The 20,150-nt window shown below is 62.7% G+C and carries 18 protein-coding genes; 8 read left to right on the plus strand and 10 right to left on the minus strand.

What is annotated here, in order from left to right:
• Together NKJ80_RS30690 and NKJ80_RS30695 are read right to left on the minus strand one after the other, a co-directional pair.
• The coding region (locus tag NKJ80_RS30690) for a DUF6531 domain-containing protein (RefSeq protein WP_352498925.1) at nucleotides 1–3,022 on the minus strand (3,022 nt) is incomplete at its 3' end.
• Nucleotides 3,023–3,757: 735 nt separating this feature from the next.
• Complete coding sequence (locus NKJ80_RS30695) at nucleotides 3,758–4,516, minus strand: SDR family NAD(P)-dependent oxidoreductase (RefSeq protein ID WP_023688040.1); 759 nt, start codon at nucleotides 4,514–4,516, stop codon at nucleotides 3,758–3,760.
• Between the two features lie 116 nt (nucleotides 4,517–4,632).
• On the opposite strand from NKJ80_RS30695, the gene NKJ80_RS30700 reads away from it, so the two are divergent.
• Nucleotides 4,633–5,361 carry an AzlC family ABC transporter permease gene (locus tag NKJ80_RS30700; protein WP_023741692.1) on the plus strand — a complete coding sequence of 243 codons (729 nt, stop codon included), beginning with the start codon at nucleotides 4,633–4,635 and terminating at the stop codon, nucleotides 5,359–5,361.
• Entirely contained in the window at nucleotides 5,358–5,654 is a 297-nt protein-coding gene (locus tag NKJ80_RS30705) for an AzlD family protein (protein WP_023690882.1), read from the plus strand. The genes NKJ80_RS30700 and NKJ80_RS30705 overlap by 4 nt, the downstream gene beginning before the upstream one ends.
• 155 nt (nucleotides 5,655–5,809) lie before the next feature.
• Here NKJ80_RS30705 and NKJ80_RS30710 read toward each other — a convergent pair whose 3' ends face one another.
• The 3 genes from NKJ80_RS30710 to NKJ80_RS30720 form a co-directional block, all read right to left on the minus strand.
• A complete protein-coding gene (locus NKJ80_RS30710; protein WP_352498926.1) occupies nucleotides 5,810–7,654 on the minus strand; it encodes an aminopeptidase P family protein in 1,845 nt (614 codons plus the stop codon).
• A 105-nt stretch (nucleotides 7,655–7,759) separates the two neighbouring features.
• Nucleotides 7,760–8,632, minus strand: coding sequence for a 50S ribosomal protein L11 methyltransferase (locus NKJ80_RS30715; protein WP_023682125.1), 873 nt, complete (start codon nucleotides 8,630–8,632; stop codon nucleotides 7,760–7,762).
• 82 nt (nucleotides 8,633–8,714) lie between these two features.
• Nucleotides 8,715–9,290, minus strand: a complete 576-nt coding sequence (locus tag NKJ80_RS30720; RefSeq protein WP_023697009.1) for an SCO family protein — start codon at nucleotides 9,288–9,290, stop codon at nucleotides 8,715–8,717.
• 182 nt (nucleotides 9,291–9,472) lie between these two features.
• Here NKJ80_RS30720 and NKJ80_RS30725 point away from each other — a divergent pair, with 182 nt between their 5' ends.
• From NKJ80_RS30725 to NKJ80_RS30735, 3 genes are all read left to right on the plus strand, one after another.
• A complete protein-coding gene (locus NKJ80_RS30725; protein WP_032885447.1) occupies nucleotides 9,473–9,991 on the plus strand; it encodes a CreA family protein in 519 nt (172 codons plus the stop codon).
• Between the two features lie 61 nt (nucleotides 9,992–10,052).
• A complete protein-coding gene (locus NKJ80_RS30730; RefSeq protein ID WP_023697007.1) occupies nucleotides 10,053–10,694 on the plus strand; it encodes a DapH/DapD/GlmU-related protein in 642 nt (213 codons plus the stop codon).
• Between the two features lie 378 nt (nucleotides 10,695–11,072).
• Nucleotides 11,073–11,504 (plus strand): low affinity iron permease family protein, encoded by a 432-nt coding sequence (locus NKJ80_RS30735; protein WP_031197915.1) that lies wholly within the window; start codon nucleotides 11,073–11,075, stop codon nucleotides 11,502–11,504.
• A 26-nt stretch (nucleotides 11,505–11,530) separates the two neighbouring features.
• Here NKJ80_RS30735 and NKJ80_RS30740 read toward each other — a convergent pair whose 3' ends face one another.
• A complete protein-coding gene (locus NKJ80_RS30740) occupies nucleotides 11,531–12,397 on the minus strand; it encodes an SDR family NAD(P)-dependent oxidoreductase (protein WP_023815565.1) in 867 nt (288 codons plus the stop codon).
• A 131-nt stretch (nucleotides 12,398–12,528) separates the two neighbouring features.
• Here NKJ80_RS30740 and NKJ80_RS30745 point away from each other — a divergent pair, with 131 nt between their 5' ends.
• Nucleotides 12,529–12,810 carry a hypothetical protein gene (locus NKJ80_RS30745; RefSeq protein WP_023668298.1) on the plus strand — a complete coding sequence of 94 codons (282 nt, stop codon included), beginning with the start codon at nucleotides 12,529–12,531 and terminating at the stop codon, nucleotides 12,808–12,810.
• A gap of 12 nt (nucleotides 12,811–12,822) precedes the next feature.
• Here NKJ80_RS30745 and NKJ80_RS30750 read toward each other — a convergent pair whose 3' ends face one another.
• The gene (locus tag NKJ80_RS30750) at nucleotides 12,823–13,398 is read right to left on the minus strand and encodes a TMEM175 family protein (RefSeq protein WP_023682120.1); all 576 of its coding nucleotides are present in this window, start codon (nucleotides 13,396–13,398) and stop codon (nucleotides 12,823–12,825) included.
• Between the two features lie 153 nt (nucleotides 13,399–13,551).
• Between NKJ80_RS30750 and NKJ80_RS30755 the strand changes: the two genes are divergently transcribed.
• The gene (locus tag NKJ80_RS30755) at nucleotides 13,552–14,760 is read left to right on the plus strand and encodes an MFS transporter (RefSeq protein ID WP_023712448.1); all 1,209 of its coding nucleotides are present in this window, start codon (nucleotides 13,552–13,554) and stop codon (nucleotides 14,758–14,760) included.
• Nucleotides 14,761–14,763: 3 nt separating this feature from the next.
• On the opposite strand, the gene NKJ80_RS30760 is transcribed toward NKJ80_RS30755, so the two are convergent.
• Complete coding sequence (locus NKJ80_RS30760; RefSeq protein ID WP_023712449.1) at nucleotides 14,764–16,236, minus strand: MATE family efflux transporter; 1,473 nt, start codon at nucleotides 16,234–16,236, stop codon at nucleotides 14,764–14,766.
• Between the two features lie 198 nt (nucleotides 16,237–16,434).
• On the opposite strand from NKJ80_RS30760, the gene NKJ80_RS30765 reads away from it, so the two are divergent.
• Entirely contained in the window at nucleotides 16,435–17,223 is a 789-nt protein-coding gene (locus NKJ80_RS30765; protein WP_023668302.1) for a L,D-transpeptidase, read from the plus strand.
• Nucleotides 17,224–17,301: 78 nt separating this feature from the next.
• On the opposite strand, the gene NKJ80_RS30770 is transcribed toward NKJ80_RS30765, so the two are convergent.
• Nucleotides 17,302–18,777, minus strand: a complete 1,476-nt coding sequence (locus NKJ80_RS30770; RefSeq protein ID WP_023714765.1) for an esterase-like activity of phytase family protein — start codon at nucleotides 18,775–18,777, stop codon at nucleotides 17,302–17,304.
• Between the two features lie 161 nt (nucleotides 18,778–18,938).
• Complete coding sequence (locus NKJ80_RS30775) at nucleotides 18,939–19,964, minus strand: LacI family DNA-binding transcriptional regulator (protein WP_023697001.1); 1,026 nt, start codon at nucleotides 19,962–19,964, stop codon at nucleotides 18,939–18,941.
• Nucleotides 19,965–20,150: the final 186 nt, after the last annotated feature.

A 20,150-nucleotide genomic window follows, 5' to 3' on the forward strand; every position in this document is an offset into this window, starting at 1 on the left:
GGTATTGCCCTCCCGAGGCAAGCGTCACCGTCGAAGCCGTGACGTTCAGCTTGCTTGTGATGCCAACGACGCGGCCTTGCGCATCCCGTTGGTAGCTGACGAGCAGCCCGGAGGGATAGGTGATCTGGGTCAGGTTCTTATCCAAGTCGTAGCCATAACCGGTGGTATACTGCACCGAGGAGATTGTCCGATTTTCGCTGACCAGATTGCCATAAGCGTCATAGGTGAAGCTGGCTGACCCGGCGGCGTCGGTCAGCGAGGTCAGCCGGCCCGCGCCGTAATTGCCGCCAGCAGTGGCGTCGTAAGTGTAGCTGACATTGAGCGCTGTAGCAGGAGAGGTCCGGGTCTTGATCCGGTTCAGCGCATCGTAGGTGTAGTTCACCGTGATCCTGCGGGCGTCCTTTCGCGACAGGATGTTGCCGGCCAAATCGTAGGTGTAGATGGTGGTGCCGCTGTCGGGACTGACCACCTGCGTCACAAAACCGAACCCGTTGACGGTATAGGTCGTCGGGTGCAGCCTGGGGTCGGTGATCGAAGTGACGTTGTTCTGTCCGTCATAGCCGATCTGCGTCACCGCGTTCAGCGCGTCAGTGACCTGTTTAACCCGGTTGAGGCCATCGAACGCGTTCTGCGTAGCGGCATTGCGGGGATCGGTAATCCTGGTCCGGTTGGAATTGCCGTCGTACTGGTAGGCGGTCGTCTGGTTAGCGGCCCCGATGCTGGTCAGCAGACGACCCAGCGAGTCGAAGGTCGCGCTGTTGGTCATCAGTACCTGCGACGAGCCGTTGACCACCTGTGTCTGCAGGTGGTTGGCCAAGGCGTCGAGCGTGAAGACCATCTGGTTGCTAGCCTGGTCGGTCATCGAGGTCAGCTGATGGGCCGCATTGTAGCCGTAGGTCAAAGTTACGCCCGCCGGTGTGGTCAGCGACGTCAGAAGGCCATTGACGTCATAGGTGAACGTGGTTGTCGCCGGTGTCGGGCCCTGCACTATGGCGGTCAGGAGCCTGCCCAACGGATCGTAGGTCAGGTTGGTGATGACGTTGTTCGGGTCCTTAGTCGACGTCGGCAGGCCCATGGAGTTGGTGGAGAGGATCGTCGTCACCTGGCTGAGAGCGTTGGTGACGGTAGCCAGATTGCCGGCAGTATCGTAGGTGTAGCTGGTCGTCTGGGTCAGATCCGTGCGCGGACCCGTCACGCTTTGCAGCAGACCCGCGGTCGTCCAGGTGTAGGTCCAGGTGCGGGATGGCGGGCTGTGGGCAATGGTGGTGTCCGTCTCTTTGCGCTGCGTCAGCCGGCCCGCGGCATCGTAGGTCAGATCGACCGTCAGGTTGGGCGCAACAATCTGAGTGGGCAGCTTGAAGGTGGTCGACCAAGTTGTAGTTACCGACCGCGCCAGTCCACCGGTGCCCGCATCCTCCACGCGGTTTGTTTCGTTGCCGGCACTGTCGTTGGTGAAGTTGTAAATCTTGCCATTGAAGTCGACCCGTTGCGACAGGAAGCCGTTCAAGTCGTAGGTCTGGGTCAGGGTCGCGGCCGGCACGGTGGCGCTTGCCTGGCGGGCGACGCTGGAGAGCTCGAACACCGTCGGGATAGGGATGAAGACGAAGGCGGGCCGGACCATGGTGTAGACACTCACCTGGCCGAGCGCATTGGTTACCGTGCGTTTGTCGTTGACGTCGTCGTAGACGATGCTGGTGTAGTCAGCGCCGCCAGCGCGCTGGGCGGTCAGGGCACGGCCGCGGGCGTCATAGGTGGTCGATTCGATCACCGCGCCGTTGGTGTCCTTCACCGCAGTCAGCAGCGGCGTCGACGTCGTGCCGCGGTCGTATTCGTAAGTCGTGGAATCGATCAACGTGTTGTCGGCCTTGCGCCGCGTGACCTGGGTCAGCAGCTCCGTGCCCGGGACCGATACGCCCCCAACTGACTGTTGCTGAAAGGTGTACTGCAGCTTAGTGCCGTCTGGCAGAACCACCTGCGTCACGACGTTGCCCGTCCAGGTGAAGGTCACCGAACGGCCCAGACTGTCGGTCAAGCCGGTCAGGTGGTTGCCGCCGTCGTAGGTGTAGTTCCGGATGTAGCCGCCCTTCCAGGTCGTCTGCGTCACAATATAGGCGCCGTTCACAAGCGCCAGAGTATCGGTCCGGTCGTTCTCGTCCGTGTACTTGTAGGTCCCCAGGGTTTCTTCAACGATTTTATCGCGCGCATCGGGCGTGCTGTAGTGATATAGCTCGTTGTTGTTGTTATACTGACCTTCGATGGTGAGCGCCTTCCAGACGCCTAATGCATTCGGATCGTATTGATACATCGTATTCATGAAGCGGGTCCGAGCCCCATCCTCACGGCGGATGATCATGTTGTAGTGAGGGTAGACTATCTCGACATGCCGCCCCAGGATGTCCATCTGCCACACACCGCCCATGCCATCGTTGGAGCCAGAAGGAGGCATCATCATGCTGCGGTAGTAACGCTTGACCTCAATTGGATAGGCCCCGCCGCTGGTGTAGTCGGTGACCATCTCCACCTTGGCGCCAGACGAGAGGGAGACCGGGTCGCCCACCGTAGGGCAGGATCCCGGCGTGCCAAGACTACCCCCGCACAGCGGCTCTGCCGTTTTGGGGTAGTCGGATGGGACGCAGGCCCCCTGGGCCCCCTTGTCAGTTCCGTCGCACCCCAGCAGGACGACGATCGTCGGAGTGCCGTTAGCGCCAGCACTCATCTTGCATCCCATGGCCGAGTGTATGGTGCCATCGCTCGGGTCGGTACTGTCGGGCCATGCCGTCACCGCGATGAGGCCATAGACCTGAAAGCCGAAGTTGGGCACGTAACTGTTTTGAACCGATGAGCAGGCCTCGCCTGGGGTTGGATAGAGGACCGGATGGTTGTAATCGTTGCTACCCGGGACGATACCGCCCCAGCCACTGGCCATGCTAGCGCTCGAGGTGGCCAGAACAGTCAGCGCGCAGATAAGACCAATGGCCCAGTTGCTGAATCTGATCGAAATCAAACTCAATGCTGCATGCATGGTTGCCCCCTGTATAAATCCAAGAAATTGCCCAGATCGGATAGGGGCAATCGCGCCAATTCGATAGCTGTCGACTACTGTTGAGTCGGGGAAGGTTGTATCGGAGTCTCCGGAAGGCCCCGCGCTGCAGTACTGGAAGCCGCCGAGGCATTGTTCGGTCCCGCCGACTTAGGCATCGGCTTTTCGCTGCCGGTTGCTTTGTTTGGCAGCGGCAATATCGCAACGTTGGATTGCTGCCCGGCGGGCGTCGTCGCTGGCTTGGGGTCGGTTACCTTGGGCAACGTCGTCGGCAACGACTCAGCATATGCAGCCGAGAGCACAAGCGAAGCCAACCCGATACTGAGAGAAATCCGACGCAATATCTTCATCGCGATCCTAATATCCCTGTATGCTTCAGTGAAGTCTACTTCATTTCCAATACATGCAAGATCCGTTGTAGAAAACGGAAGCGATCAACCGTAATCTCAATAGGAAATACTTATATACCCCATTATCAACGATCCCGTTTAACGGAGTTCGCAACAGGTGATTCGTATTATGGCTAAGCGTATACAAATTGAGGTTAGCAGGTATCTTCTCTGCGGGCAACTAGAACAAAGTTCAGCATTACCTAATATATATAACTAGGTATATCCAACTAACCACATTACTTGGTCTGCTCCATTCTGGTTAACAATGTCTGAGTATTCCGCTCGATCGAGCGACAGAATCTAGCTAGCCCGGCGCACTGCACGGCTACATCCGCATCAAAAGACCGCCGTCGACGGCGAGCTCGATGCCGGTGATGTAGCTTGCCGCATCGGAAAGCAGGAAGAGCGCGGCATTGGCCATGTCCTGCGGCGTGCCGATGCGGCCGAGCGGCGCATAATTGGCAACGGCAGCGCGTTTCTCCTCGGTATCCCATCGCGCCTGCAGCGGCGTCAACGCCATGCCCGGGCAGATCGAATTGGAGCGGATGCCATCGCCCGCCAACTGCATGGCGAGCGACTTCGACAGCGCACAGACGCCGGCCTTCGATGCCTGGTAGGCATCCTGCGGGGTCGGATCGCCGCGATACCACTGGATGGTGGAGAAGTGCACCATGGCGCCGCCGCGTCCGCCGGCCCGCATATGGGGAACCACCGCCCGCGCGGTGTGGACGAAGGATTTCAGATTGATGTTGAAGACCTGGTCCCAGACATCAAGGTCCATCTCGAGGGCCGACTTGTCGCGGCCGAACCAGAGCACGCCTGCGACATTGGCGAGATAATCGATGCCGCCGCGCTTGCGGCCCGCGGCATTGATGGTCTGCTCGACAAAGGCGGCGTCGGTGAGGTCGCCCTGGGCAAAGGTGAGCCGGTCGTCATAGGCGGCAAGCGACGCCGGACGCGGCTTGACGTCGATGGCGGTGACCGAGGCGCCGGCCTCGAGCAGCGCCAGCGAGATCGCCTCGCCCATGCCGCCACCGGCGCCGGTGACGACCGCGTGCCTGCCGGTGAAATCATAAGCGATCATCCGAACCCCCTCATTTGTTTTTACAACATCAGTTTCGCTGATTTGTTGGCTCAAGCGAATTCGTCTGACTTTTCAAACGCCGGCTCCTACATAGCAGCGCGAGATGGGAATGTGACATGTCGGCAGAGACCTTAAGCGAAAATTCCGTGGCCAGCGACTTCTGGGACGGCGTGCGGCTGTCGATGCCGGTGGTTGTCGCTGCGGCGCCATTTGGGCTGCTGTTCGGCGCCATCGCCGTCGACAACGGCTTTTCCGTTCTCGAAGCTTTCTTGATGAGCGCGCTGATCTTCGGCGGCGCCAGCCAGATGGTCGGCATCGAACTGTTCGGCCAGCATGTCGCGCCATGGCTGGTCGTGCTGTCGATCTTCGCGGTGAATTTCCGTCACGTGCTTTACTCCGCCAGCATCGGCCGGCGAATCGCGCACTGGCCGGTTATCAGCCAAGCACTGGGCTATTTCGTGCTCACCGATCCGCAGTTCGCGGTGGCCGAGCGCAGGGCCGAAGCCGGCGAGACCGTCGGCTTTGCCTGGTACATGGGCCTTGGCCTGCCGGTCTATGTGTTCTGGGGGATTGAAAGCGCGCTGGGTGCGGTGTTCGGCAAGCTGATCCCCGACACGCATGCCCTGGGCATCGATTTCCTGCTGCCGATCTATTTCCTCGGGCTGGTCATGGGCTTTCGCAACCGGCCACTGTGGCTGCCGGTGGTGATCGCCAGCGCCGCGGCGTCGATCATCGCCTACAAAACTGTGGGATCGCCATGGCACGTCTCCATCGGCGCCGTTGCAGGCGTGCTTCTGGCCGTCATCCTGCCGCCGCACCATAGCGGTGTGGAGGCAAAACGATGAGCGCGACTTTGTGGATCATCATTGCCGGCGCGATCGCCACCTATCTCACCCGCGTCGGCGGCCATCTGGTGATCTCGCGCTTCGACCACATCCATCCACGCGTCGAGGCTGGCTTGAACGCCGTGCCGGCGGCGGTGTTGACGACGCTGGTGGCGCCCGCCGCACTCAGCGCCGGACCGGCGGAATGGGCGGCACTGGTCGTCGCCGCTGTGGTCTCGCTACGTGGCGGACTGATGGCGATGTTTCTGGCAGGGGCGGTGGTGCTGATCCTAGCGCGGCAGTTTGTGGCATAGGGCGCCTGCCGGCAGAACAGTTTCGAACTGTCGGCGCCGCCCCTCATTGCCCTGCCGGGCGTTCGTCACTCGAAAAGCCAAGCAATTGGCTTTTCGTCCGCTTCGCGGACCGCTCCTCACCTCCCCGTATAGTGACGGGGAGAAAGAAGCTCATTTCAAATCTTGGCGTCGTGCGGTAGCGGCGCTGTTGCCTTCTCCAGCCAGGCCAGCGTCTCGCCGTCGAGCATCGGGCCGATCTCGGCCAGCACCCCGGCATGGTAAGTATCCAGCCAGTGCAACTCCTCGCGCGTCAGCAGGTCGGTGCGGATCAGCCTGACATCGATCGGCGCCAGTGTCAGCGTCTCGAAACCGTGCATGGCAATGTCGCCGCCTTCGACCTGTTCGGCAGGCGTAACCAGGATCAGGTTCTCGATGCGGATGCCGTAGGAGCCTTCCTTGTAATAGCCGGGCTCGTTGGACAGCATCATGCCGGCCAGCAGCTTTTCGGTGCCGGTGCGGGCGATGCGCTGCGGCCCTTCATGCACGGCCAGGTACGAGCCGACGCCGTGGCCGGTGCCGTGGGCAAAGTCGCAGCCATGCTTCCACAGCGCCATGCGCGCCACTGCGTCGATTTCCGAGCCGCGCGTGCCGGCGGGAAAGCGCAGCGTGGAAATGCCGATCATGCCTTTCAGCACCAGTGTGAAGCGCTCGCGCATCTCCTCGGTCGGCTGGCCGATCGGCACGGTGCGGGTGATGTCGGTGGTGCCGTCCTGATACTGGGCGCCGGAATCGAGCAGGAACAGCTCGCCCTTTGCCAGCTTGCGATTGGTGGCGCGCGACACACGGTAGTGCATGATGGCGCCGTTCGGCCCGGCGCCGGAAATGGTGTCGAAGGAGACATCGCGCAGCGGCATCTGCGTTTCCTCGCCGGTCTGCCGGCGCGTTTCCTCCAACTTGGTGACAACGGTTATTTCGTCGAGCGTGCCCGGCTTCTGCCGTTCCAGCCAGCACAGCAGTTTCGCCACCGCCGCCCCGTCTCGGCGGTGCGCGGCGCGGCTGCCGGCGATTTCCGCTGGGTTTTTGGTGGCGCGCGGAATGCGGGCGGGATCGGCCGCTGAAACAAATGCGCCGCCATTGTCCTCGACCAGCATTCTCAGCTTTTCCGCCGCCAGCACCGGATCGAGCGCGATCTTGGCGCCGCCATTGGCAAGGGCTGCGACCGCCGCTTCGAACTCGCCGGGTTCGTGCAAATCAGCAAGCTGGGTGAGATAGGCGGCGACCGTGCGCGAAAACTTGCGCTGGTCCATGAACAGCTGGTGCTTGCCGTCGGCGGCAAGGATCGCGAAGCCGAGCGCCAGCGGCGTGTGCGGCACGTCGCCGCCACGGATGTTGAAGGCCCAGGCGATCGAGGAGGGGTCGGTGAGCACGGCGTGCGTCGCGCCCTCCTTGCCGATTGCCGCCGCCAGCCGCGCCAGCTTGTCCTTCGCCAGTTCCCCGGCAAAGCCGATCGGGTGGATTTCGACTGGCGCCGCTGGTGGTGCCGGCTGATCCTTCCAGATGATGTCGATCGGGTTCCTGTCGAGCGGCACCAGCGTCGCACCGGATTGCTCGGCCGAGGTTTTCAGCGCCTTGACCTCAGCGATCGTGTGCAGCCAGGGGTCGAAGCCAAGCCTGGCGCCCTTGCCGAGATTGTCCTTGATCCAGGAGGCCGGCGGGTTGTCGACGAGACTCTCGATTGCAAAAATGTCGAGATCGACTTCGTGGCGCACTTGCAAGGTATAGCGGCCATCGACGAACATGAAGGCGCGGTCACGCTGCACAAGTGCTACGCCGGCCGAGCCGCTGAAGCCGGTCAACCATTTCAGCCGCGCCGAGCGATCGGCGACATATTCGCCCTGGTGCTCGTCCGCGCGCGGCACCAGGAAACCGTCGAGGCCATTATCCGCCAGCCATCGCCGCAGCAACGTCACGCGCGGCTTGCCGACGCTCGGGTCGCCTGCGGAATCGAAGGTCTGGAACATGGTATGCCTCCTGTATCGGGCGCGACCGTAGCGCATGACCCGGAAAACCGGAATCGATTTTCGCCAATCGCAACAGGCTCGGATTGGTCCAAAGCGCGTTGCGTCTCAGTGCTTCAGGTGGATCGTTACCCAGCCTTCGCGATGCAAGGTCCTGACATGGCGGAAATTCTGGCCGACATAGGCCGAGATCACCGCATTGCACTGCCGCTCGAGGATGCCGGACAGCACGATCGAGCCGCCGAGACTGATATGCCTGGCCATCTCAGGCGCCAGCCGCATCAGCGGTCGCGCCAATATGTTGGCGACGATGAGATCGAAAGGCGCGCGCTTGCCGAAGATCGGGTGGTGGAAGCCGGGCGCCGTCACCGTTTCGACCAGCGCCTTGACGTGGTTGAGGCGGGCGTTGGCGGCGGCGACCCTGACGGCGATCGGATCGATGTCGGTCGCCAGCACCGGAATATGCGCCAGTTTGGCGACGGCGATCGCCAGCACCGCGCTGCCGGTGCCGAGGTCGAGGGCATTCCTGGGACGTTCGCGGCGCACGACCCGTTCCAGCATTTCGAGGCAGCCGGCAGTGGTGCCGTGATGGCCGGTGCCGAAGGCAAGGCCGGCCTCGATCTCGATGGCGAGTTCGCCGCTGTGGCGCTTCCGGCGGTCATGCGCGCCATGGACGAAGAAACGTCCGGCGCGCACCGGCTTCAGTCCCTCCAGCGAGCGCGCCACCCAGTCGATGTCGGGCAAAACCTCGCGCTCGATCGGCTTCGACAGGGACAGTCCGGCAAGGCTGTCCCTTAACCGCGCCTCAACCGCGTCGACATTGCCGTCGGTGTAGAGCGAAACCTCATAGATGTCGCGGTCTTCATCGACTTCGAGCACGGCGATCGGCAGGCCTTCATCCTCGAAAGCCGGTTCGAGCGCGGCAAAGATGCGGTCGGCCTCGATCTTCCCAGCGATGAAGTGGAGCCTGGTCTGACCCATCAGCTGGTCTCTTGTTTAAGCATGATCTCTGGACAACACTTTTCTGTCCGAGAAAACCGGATTCCACATTTCGGGATCATGCCTAGCCTGCCGCCAGCCGCTTCAGCTTGGCTATCGCGGTATCGGCGCTTTCGCCATAGGCTATGGTGCCCGAAAACTCGCCCTTGGCATTGAGCAGCAGCGCCGAGGCGGTGTGGTCCATCGTATAATCGCCGTCGCCGGTGTCGACCTTCTTCCAGTAGATGTTGAAGGACTTCGCCATGGCGTGCACCTTGTCGGGATCGCCCGATATGCCGACGATGCGGTCGGAGAAATTGCTGACGTAAGTGTTCATCACAGGCGGCGTGTCGCGCTCTGGATCGACGGTAACGAAGTAGGCGTTGAGGTTCTTGCCGTCGTCGCCCAGCGTCTTCAGCCAGCCGGCCATTTCGAACAAAGTGGTCGGGCAGACTTCCGGGCAATGGGTGAAGCCGAAGAAGACGATGCTGGGTTTTCCCCGGAAGGCGGCTTCGGTGATTGGCGCGCCTTTCTGGTCGACCAGCGTGAATGGCGCGCCATACGGTTCGCCACCATAGTGGCCGCGATAGAAGTCAAAGGTGAGCCAGCCGATGCCCGCCGCCATCAGAACGAGAATGCCGACCAGAATTGAACGCATCATCAGGAATTGTCCGTAGCAGAAATCATCGAGCGCCGGATCGGCGCCTCTCTGCCGGCAGTCTTAGCCGGTCGCAGGGGGCAAGGCAAAGATGCCGCGTTGCCGCAACCGGGCTGGGCGCTACCTTGCAAACAGCTGGCCCTTATCCCACCTGAGACCGGCAAACTGAACCTGAGGAGGCTCCCTTGCATAGACGGACTGGGCAGAGACGGATTGGGCAGAAACTGATCGGCGGCGCGCTGGCCGCATGCATTGCCCTTGGCGCCGGTGCCGCAGCGGCAGAGGAAGTCGGCAAGGTCAGCGTCGATTGGGTCGGCAACGACATCATCGTCGAGGCGATCAAGGATCCCAAGATCGACGGCGTGACCTGCCATGTCTCCTATTTCGACCGCAGCGTCATCGACCGGCTGCACAAGGGCAACTGGTTCGAGGATCCGTCTGATTCCTCGATCTCCTGCCGCCAGACCGGGCCGATCACCATCGGCGACATCGACATGAGCGAGGGCGGCGAAGAGGTGTTCAAGCAAGGCATCAGCCTGATCTGGAAGAAGCAGGTGGTGAACCGCATCTACGACAAGAAGAACGAGACGCTGATCTATCTCTCGCATTCGCGCCAGGTGCAGGACGGCTCGGCGAAAATGTCGGTGACGACCGTGCCGCTGTTCAGCCAGAACGTGGTGTGGACCGGCGGCAAGCCGAAATAGCGGATTCTCCGGGCGCAACGCGACAATTGCTTCCGCAATTGTGCGGGGGTAAATCCGCCAGATGGACCGTACCGAAAACCTCGTCCTGAAAGATCCGGAGCCGCGCATCCATCCGACCGCGGAGCTGAAAGCGTGCAAGCTTGGCCGCTATGCCTCGATCGGCGAACGGGTGGTGCTGCGCGAGGTCAATGTCGGCGATTTCTCCTATTTCGAGCGCCACGCCGAGGCGATCTACACGACGATCGGAAAATTCTGCTCGATCGCCGCCAACAGCCGCATCAATGCGCTAGAGCATCCGATCGAGCGGATCACGCAGCACAAGCTCAGCTACCGGCCGAACGAGTATTTCCGCTGGCTGGGCGTCGACGCAGCGTTCCGCGCGCGGCGGCAGGCCAAGGCGGTCAGCATCGGCAACGATGTCTGGATCGGCCATGGCGCCGTCATCATGCCCGGCATCAGCATCGGCAATGGCGCCATCGTCGGCGCCAATGCGGTGGTGACGCGGAATGTACCGGCCTACACAATCGTCGCCGGCGTACCGGCAAAGCCGTTGCGCATGCGCTTTCCCTCCGAGATCGCGGCGCGGATCGAAAGCCTCGCCTGGTGGGACTGGCCGCCGGAGAAACTCGCCAAAGCGGTTCCCGACATGCAGGCCTTGCCGATTGAGGATTTCCTCCATCGCTGGGAGCAAGAGCATTCCTGAGAGCTCGCCGCGCGTGCGCGGTTTCATCGACTGGCTGGCCGAAATCCTGGCGCCAAAATTCTGAACGGCACGTGTCGGGAAGAGTTCCGCCGGCTGCGGCAACGCAACGAACCCCTTCCGCCATGCGGGGGTGGCGCAGCGGAAGGGGCTTGGAGACAAATCCGCGTGAAGCGGAAGGAACAGGTTTTGGCCTGCATGGCGACTATGGCAACAAACCGATAAGGCGGCTTTTCACGGCGCTGCGCCTTTGGCGTGCATACAATTGCATCAGCGATGCCCTCTGCGACAGGGAACCGGAAGCGGCTGCCGGTTGTTTATTGTTGGAGCGATGAATGGGCGTCGGGCAGTTTATCGCGCTTTGAACGGTCGAGGATGTGAATGATCGAAAAGCTGTTTACCAGAATCGCCAACACCGTTTCGCACTTGGCGGGCCTGCCGCCGACTTTCATCGCCTGCTGCGCCATCGTTATCGTCTGGGCGGTAAGCGGGCCATTCTTCGGCTTTTCCGATACGTGGCAGCTCGTCATCAACACGGGAACGACGATCATCACCTTTCTGATGGTGTTCCTGATCCAGAACACCCAGAACCGCGACGGCGCCGCGGTTCAGGCCAAGCTCGACGAACTGATCCGCGTCAGCGAGGGCCACAATCATTTCATCGGCATCGAGCACCTGACCGAATCCGAGGTCGAGGAGATCAGAGACAAATGCGAGCGGGCGGCAAAACGCCATGACCACGAGCTCGCCGAACTCGCGGCCAAGAAGGCCGTCGCGCAAAAGCGCACCGCGAAAAAACGCGCGCCCGCCTGAGTCTCGGCTTTGGCTGAGTTCGACGATCAGTTTCCCATAAAGGCCGCGAAAGCGTCCTTATGGTCGGGGTGCCAGCGCGAGAGAGCAGGCCGGTTCTCGATGATGTCGCCGATCGCCCAGGCCATGCGCTTTTCATCGGTCGGGCGCATCACCTCATTGTCGGGGCAGAGGATGTAGAAGTCCCCACGCGCCAGCGAAGCCAGCATGAAGTCGACCACCTGCTCGCCGGTCCAGGCGCCAGCCGGTTTTTCGACCGCTCCTTCGGTGAGGCCGGTGAAGGTGAAGCCGGGAATGAGAAGATGCGCCGCGACCTTCGCGCCCGGCTCGTTGCGCAATGCGTGCGCCAAGCCTTCGGTGAACGTCTTCAACGCCGATTTGGAGACGTTGTAGGCGAGATTGCCGGGTGGCGTGGTGATGCCTTGCTTGGAGCCGGTGTTGATGATCAGGCCAGGCTCTCCGGAGGCCAGCATGGCCGGAGCGAAGGCCTCGACGCCATGTACGACACCCCAGAAATTGATGTCGATCAGCCGCTTCCAGGCGTCGCCGTTCTCCCACGGTTTTCCCGGATTGTTGCCGACGCCGGCATTGTTCATCAGCAGCGATACGGCGCCGAAAGCGGCATGCGTCTTTTCCGCCAGCCGGCCGAGTTCGTCGGCCTTCGACACGTCGGTGGCGACGGCAAGCACGGCATTCTCGCCGGTGATCGCGGCGACTGCCTGGCGGGCCGCATCGAGGCGCGCGCCGCCAATGTCGGCCAGCACCAGTCTCATGCCCATAGCCGCCAGCCTTTTGGCGGCGGCAAGCCCGATGCCGCTGGCGCCCCCGGTGACGACGGCGACGTTGCCTCGGTTGAGGGCGGGCAAAGCGGATTGGATTTCGGCGTCGGAGGTCATGATCTTTTTCCTAGGGTTCGGGTGGCGCCGAACTTAGCGCGGGACGCGCATCGTGCAAGGCCGTCCCGCGTGTTCGGGTTGACCGCATCAACGGCGGCCGTGCATGCTGCGGCTGAACAGGAGACTGCCGATTGACCGACTGGGTTGCGATCCTGAAGGAGCAGACCGCCACCGGCGACCAGATGGGCCGCGAGGTGCCACAGATGCTTGCCAATCCGGACATAAGCGAAGCGCAGGTGAAGACCTTGTTTTCGGCACTCGAAAAACAGGCCGAGTTCGTCGAGAAATTGCGCATGGCGCTGGAAAAATTCGGCCATGATTTTTCGATCATCAAGGCGGCCGAGCGGCTGGAGGAGCGCTATGCCGACCTTGCGGCGTCGGTTGCCGAAAAGCTGAAGGCGATGCGCAAGTAGAGACGTCCTACGCTACTTTTCCAGCACCCGCGAAAAACGCGTGTCCGGCACGAACCAGACGGCGGCCACCAGCACGAAGATCGCAACGCCGATCCATTGGTTGACGAAGGCAAGCGGGACGGCTGCGGCGTAGAGGGCCACCGAGATCTTGCCCTTGCGGTCATTGCCCAGCGCCTTGGCGAAGGCGGTGTCGTTGCCGTGCAAATGGTGCAGCTTGGTGGCGAGAAAGGTGTAGGCGACCGCACACAGCACCAGGTCGATGCCATAGACGGCGACGGGGACCGGCGCGAAATGGTTCTCGCCCATGAAGGCCGTCGTTGCCGGCATCAGCGACAACCAGAACAGAAGGTTGAGGTTGGCCCACAGCACGCGGCCGTCGACCCTTTGGACGGTGTGGAACATGTTGTGCAGATTGTTCCAGTAGATGCCGACATTGATGAACGACAAGACATAGCTGAAAAAGATCGGCCACAGCGGCAGAAGCGCTGAAAAATCCTCGCCATGCGGCACTTTCAGCTCCAGCACCATGATGGTGATGATGATGGCGACCACCCCATCGGTGAATGCCTCGACTCTGCCTTTTCCCATGGATTCTCCTTCTCGATGGAAAGACGTTAAGCGAGGATTTCGGGCAAGACCATCCTGACAAGGTTGTCAGGATGAAGTTCGGCGCGTGGAACGGCCATCCTTACATGGACGTTGGGGCGCAATTGGGCGTTGGGCGATTGGCCGGAGGTTGCCATGACCAGCTATGCCGAGACCATAACGCGCGACAACGGACTCGATGGCCGGCCCGCGATGGCCGCGGTTGCCGCCATGATCGCCGCTCTGTTCGCCGGCAGCACGGTGCTGACGCCGCTTTACGTCATCTACAAGCAGGCCTTCGGTTTCTCGCAGATCACGCTGACGCTGGTCTACGCCGTCTATGTCGTCGGCAATCTCGGCGCATTGCTGATGTTCGGGCGCTTGTCCGACGGCATTGGCCGCCGTCCTGCGGCGCTGGCGTCGATGGCCATAGCGGTGGTCAGCGCGCTGGTGTTCCTGTTGGCCGAGAACGTCGCATGGCTCGATGTCGCCCGCATATTGAGCGGCCTTGGCATCGGCGTCGGCGCGGGAACCGGCACGGCCTGGCTTGCCGAATTGATCGAGGGTAAGGACAAATCGCGCGCGGCAATCATCGCCACCAGCACCAACTTCGTTGGCCTTGGCCTCGGCGCGCTGGCATCGGGCCTGCTCGCCGAATATGCGCCCTGGCCGTTGAGACTAACGTTTGCGGTCTATCTTGCCTTGCTCGTGGTGGTGACGCTGTTGATCTGGCGCACCAGGGAAACCGTTTCGCGGCCGGGAAGGCTGGTCGACGTTTCGCTGCGGCCGCGGCTGTCGGTGCCCGCTGATATCCGCGCCGCTTTCGTGGCGCCGGCCGTCACCGGCTTCGGCGCCATGGCGCTGGTCGGCTTCTATGCAGCCCTGGCGCCGAGCATCCTGGCGCAGCAGCTGCATGTGGCCAACCATGCCGAGGCCGGCGGGCTGTTCTTTGAACTGTCGATCGTTGCGGCCGCGACCATTCTGGCCACGACCCGACTGTCCAGTCGCGCCGGCATGCTGGCCGCGCTGGCGCTGATGATCCCGGCCGTAGGGCTGATGGTTGCTGCTCAGTTTTTCGCGTCGATGTCCCTGATGGTTGCCGCCACCGCTGTGTGCGGCGTGGCGGCGGCGCTCGGCTATCGCGGCGGCCTGCAGGTGGTGAGCCAGATCGCACCTGCCGAGCGTCGCGCCGAATTGGTGTCGGCGTTCTTCATCTGCTGCTTCTGCGGCAATGCGCTGCCGGTGATCGGCATTGGGCTGCTGTCGAGTTGGGCCACTCCGACGACGGCAAGCCTGGCCTTCGCCGGCATGATCACGCTGTTCTCTGTCGTAGCGCTGGGGTTCGGCGTCAAATACGCGCGCTGAGCCTCACCCGTTTGGCGTCTCGGGCGCCATGTTTGCCCGTCCGCGCGGGATGCCGAGGCCGGTGTCGGGCGGCTCGCCGGCGGCCGGCCGGTCCTCGATCATGTGCATGGTGCGCCAGCGGCCGAAGCGATAATAGGCGGCGGCCAGCACCAGCGAGGTGATCGATCCCGCCGGAAAACTCCACCACAGCGCTTCCTCGCCGATGTAGCTCCTGAAGAAGTAGGCAAAGCCGGTACGCACGACCAGCACGGAAATCACCAGAATGATCAGCGGCGGCATCACGGCACCGGTGGCGCGCACGGTGGCGAACAGCACGATGGTGACGCCGAACAGGATGAACGACCAGGACGCCACCTTGTTGATGTGGGCTGCAATGTCGATTGCGGTGCTGTCGCGGCTAAGGAACAGGCCGAGCACCGGCCTGTCGAAGAGGAACAGCAGCGCCACCAGGGCGCCGGTGAGCACCAGGTTGAAGCCGACGCCGGACGCCGCGATGCGACCGATGCGGTCCCAGCGCCCGGCGCCGACATTCTGGGCCGCCATCGACGAGACTGCGGCTCCGATCGCCAGTGCAGGCATCTGGATATAGGTCCACAGCTGCGCCGCGATGCCGTAGGCGGCGGCGACCTGCGAGCCGTAGGAGTTGACGATGCCCATCACGGTCAGCGCCGCCGCCGAAATGACGATCATCTGCAGGCCCATCGGCACGCCCTTGAAGACGACGATCCTGAGCAGCGCCGGATCCGGCCGCAGCAGAGCGAGGTTCGCGCCGGCGAGCCGCAACGGATGCTTTTTGGCATAAAGCACGACGAGGATGGCGATCACGCTCACCGTCTGGCCGATCAGCGTCGAGGTGGCGGAGCCGGCGATGCCGAGTTCGGGGAAGGGGCCGATGCCGCGAATGAGCAGCGGATTGAGGATGATGTCGAGCACGACCGCGAGCGCCATGAAGAAGAATGGCGTGCGCGAATCACCCGCACCGCGCAGCACCGTCATGACGAAGGACAGAAGGTTCATCATCGGCACGGCGACGAAGATGATACGCAGATAGGAGCGCGCCAGCGGCAGCGCATCGGGCGGGGTGCCCAGTGTGTTGAGGATGGCGTCGACCCAGATCCAGCCGCAGACGGCGAAGATAGCCGAGACGAGGAAGAAGAAGCTGGCGCTGGTGCCGACGATGCGCCGCGCCTCGGGCAGGTCGCGGGCGCCGACCGATTGCGCCACCAGGATGGTGGCGGCCATGCCGATGCCGAATACGGTGCCAAGAATCAGGAACAGAACCAGATTGGCGTTGGAGGTGGCGGTCAGCGCCGATTCACCGAGGAAGCGGCCGACCCAGACAGCGTTGATCGAACCGTTGAGCGACTGCAGCACATTGGAGCCGAGCACCGGCAGAGCGAACAAAAGCAGCGTGCGCGGAATCGGGCCGCTGGTCAGGTCGCCGGTGCGCCGGCGCGGTGGTATTTTTTCGTCCATGGGCTGTTCGGCGAAGGTTCATCTCAAAGTCCGCCCGGCAATGATCGCCGATTTGACGGACAAGGTCGATGCGGCATTGGAACATGCCACCTGGCGGCTTCAAGCTAATCAGTTCTCAAAACATTCGGAATGGGATATGGGTCGTCGCCGCGTGGGGTCGCATATCCTGTTGGATATGATGAATAGGCTGGGGGGATCATGTCCGACAATCCGCTTTTTTCCGAGCGCCTGAACCGGCGCGCGTTTCTTGGAATATCCGCTTTGGGTGCCGCTTCCATGGCGCTTTCAGCCTGCACCACGACCGACGTCGTGGTGCCGCCAACGCCCGCTCCGGCGCCCGAACCGGCTCTGGGCGATGCCGCCACCATGTATTCGGCGCGCGTCGATGAGGGCTTTTCATTGCCGGCAATCCCCGTGGCCAAGCTCGATCCGAAGTTCGTGCGCCAGATCGTGGACGATCCGACCGGCGAAAAACCCGGCACGATCGTCGTCGATACATCCGAGCATTTTCTCTATCTGGTGCGCGACGGCGGCAAGGCAATGCGCTATGGCGTCAGCCTCGGCAAGGCCGGGTTTGGCTGGACCGGCAGCGCCGTGATCCAGGCGCGCAAGAAATGGCCGGTGTGGACGCCGCCGCCCGAAATGATCCAGCGCCGGCCGGAACTGGCGAAATATAAGGACGGCATGCCGCCGGGACCGCAGAGCCCGCTCGGCGCGCGTGCGCTCTATCTGTTCCGCGACGGCAAGGACACGATGTACCGGCTGCACGGCACGCCGGAATGGGATTCCATCGGCAAGAACGCGTCTTCGGGCTGCGTGCGCTTCATGAACCAGGACATTATCGACCTCTACAGCCGGGTCAACGGCGTAGCCCAGGTCTATGTGCGCCCGAACCTGTCGGCCGCAGGCAAGATCATGGCCGTGTCGAGCCGGACCGCCGAGCCGATCGATGCCGGCGTGCCAAGGGATGCGGAGATTTTGAAATAGGTGCCTTCACGGCATCGCTGATCGCCGACAAACGTTTAGAGGCGGACGCGCCGGGCGCGTCCGCCTTTCCGTAAACGGCTACTTCTTGGCGAGGCCCGGAAGCGTGACCTGATAGACCAGGAACATGGTGTCGACATCGGCGCCGTCGTCGGCCTTGTAGGGCGCGCCGACCTGAAAACCGTCCTGGGTGAGAAAGTCGTTATCGTTGCCGACGAACAGGAAATAGTCGTCGGGCAGCGCCGGATCGAGCAGGCTGACCACAGACATTGCTTCCCACTTCTCCGAGAGATTGTTCTTGTCGTTCGGCTTGCCGTCATGCAGGCCGAAACGGCCGAGTTCCTTGTTGTCGTTGATGTCAATGAACGGCGTCAGCTTGGCCGGGGTCACCGAGGGGTCGAGCACGCCCTTGGGCGCCAGCGGCTTGTCGGCGGCATCGAAGGCGCCGCCGGCAATGTCGGTGGCGCCAGAGACGTCGACGACGAAAATCTGGCGCAGCAGCGAAGTATCGCCCTTCACCCCCTGGCCGTTTCCGCTGTCGCGCGCCAGCATCAGGAAGGTCTTGTCGGACAGCGCCACGATTTCGCTCTGCGCGGCGACCTTGGTCTTGTCCTTGGCGTCCTTGAACACCGGCAGCGGCACGGCATATTCATGCACCAGCTTGAGATGGGCCGGGTCGGAGGCGTCGTAGACCAGCGCGCGGGTGTTCTGGCGCGTCGCGGGCGAATCGCCGCCATCCTGGCGGGGCGCCGACTGCAGCACAGTGATCAGCGACTTGCCGTCCGGCGTCAGCGCCATGCCTTCGAGGCCTTGATTGTTCTGGCGGCCGGTTTCGGGATCCTTCGGATCGGGTTCGGCTGCACCGGGGCCCGGATTGTCGGAGGCGAAGTTCGGCGCGCCCTTGCGCATCGGCACCAAAGCGGCGGGCGGCTGCGTTGCCGACAACAGATGGCCGTCGGCCGAGAAGCGGTAGATGTTGGGGCCGTATTCGTCAGAGATGAACATGGTGCCGTCGGGCAGCCGCGCGATCGCCTCATTGTCGAGCGCCAGCTTGCCATTGGCCTCGGGCAGGATCGGCAGGTCGCCATTGGCCGCGCGCACGCCGTTGAGCGGATCGAGGCCGGTGGCGTCAGCGCCCTTGTCGTCGGTGAGGAGCAGGGAATCGGCAAGCGTCGCCTTGACGCCTGTCTGTTCCTGGCCGGAGGTGGGCGTGGCGCCCAGTGCGGTCGGCGTGAATTCGATATGAATAGTGTTGAGGCGCGGCCGGTAATCGGTGGTGCCGACGACATTGTAGCCACGGTCCGGCAGCAACCAGAGCGAGCCCTTGTAGCCGTCCGCGCCACGGGTCCAGCTTGCGGCGTCGATGGACATGCCGGAGCCGGAGCCGAAGGTCTCGCCGAACTTGTCCTTCTGATCGGCCGGGATGCGGCCGACGCCGACCAGGCCCTTGTTGACGAAGCCGCCAACGGTGGCGGTGCTGTCGGCAAGGGCAGGGGTCAGGGCGGTAAACAGCGCCAGCGCGGCGCCGAGCGACACGGTTCGGTGCGAGATTTTCATGGAGATCCTTTTTGTGACAAGCCTTGAGCGGCGCAAAGGGGCCACCGCATCGCATCGACGATGTCGCCCTCTCGCAAAGCGGTCTAGGACGCGAACATGATACTTGCGTGACAGAGAGGGCCTCTTCCTTCTCCCTTGTAGGAGAGGGAAGAGCGCAATGATCAATCGCTGTCGCGGGCGATCAGTTCCAGCGGCCAGACTTCGCGGATGATGCGCGGACCTTCCGGGCCGGCAAAGGCGGGAAGCGAGGCCAGCAGCATTTCGGCCAGCCGCCGGCCCATCGGCTCCAGCGACGGACGGAAGGCGGTCAGCGCCGGCGAGAAATAACGGCAGAGCGGCGTGTCGACGATGACGATCACCGCGATGTCGTGGCCGGGCCTGATGCCCATCTCGGCCAGTGCCTTGCAGCCGCCGAGCGCCATTGCGTCATTGTTGAAGATGATGGCTGTGGGCCGGTCCTTGGAGAGCATCACGCGCGGCGTCACCTGGTAGCCTCCGGCCTCGTTGATGAAGCCGTCGGCGATCAGGCCGGGGTCGACTTCGATGCCATGCCGCCCCAGCGCCTTGCGGTAGCCGTCGAGGAACAGGTAGCCGAAGTTGAGATCCAGCGAAGGGCGGATGGCGGCAATGCGGCGGTGGCCGCGCGCGACCAGCCGGTCGACGGCTTCATCACCCGCCCTCTCGAAATCGATATCGAGCGAAGGATAGGTGTCGTCGCCGGATTGACTTCGGCCAAGCGTGGCGAAGGGAAAGCCAGCCTTGCTGAGATAGTCGATCCGATCGTCTTCCCGCCGTGTATTGGCCAACACGACCGCGTCGGCTCGGCGCGTCTCAACCACGCGGCGCAGCCTCTCCTGCTGATATTGGCCGGGCTCGCCCATGACGACCATCAGATCCAGGTCATCCTCGGCCAGTCGGCCCTGCAGACCGATCAGGAACGGGATGAAGAAGGGTTCGCCATATTGCTGGTCGCCCGGATGCGGCTGCAGCATGAAGGCGATCGAATGGGTGGTGCCTTGCCGCAGACTGCGGCCGGACTGGTTGGGCGAATAGTTCAATTGCTTGGCGGCGGCGAGCACGCGCTGGCGGGTGTCGGCATTGACGTCGGCGCGGCCGTTCAGCGCCCGCGACACGGTGCCGATCGAAATGTTCAGGTGACGCGCAAGGTCATGGATGCTGGACGCCAAGGACAGTTCTCCCCCTGTCTTGGCTAGCACCGGCTGCCGCCCAGGCCAAGGCTTCGGGATGATTTTCGCTGGCAGCCGATTGACATTCTACGCCATCGGGTGTGTTCTCGTAAACGTTTACGGAGAAACGTTTACGGTGATGCCGGAAATGCCGTGACATTCGGTCTGGAGGGACCGGACGGGAGG

Origin of the sequence: Mesorhizobium sp. M0030 (assembly GCF_040323695.1) — a bacterium.
Classification (GTDB): domain Bacteria; phylum Pseudomonadota; class Alphaproteobacteria; order Rhizobiales; family Rhizobiaceae; genus Mesorhizobium.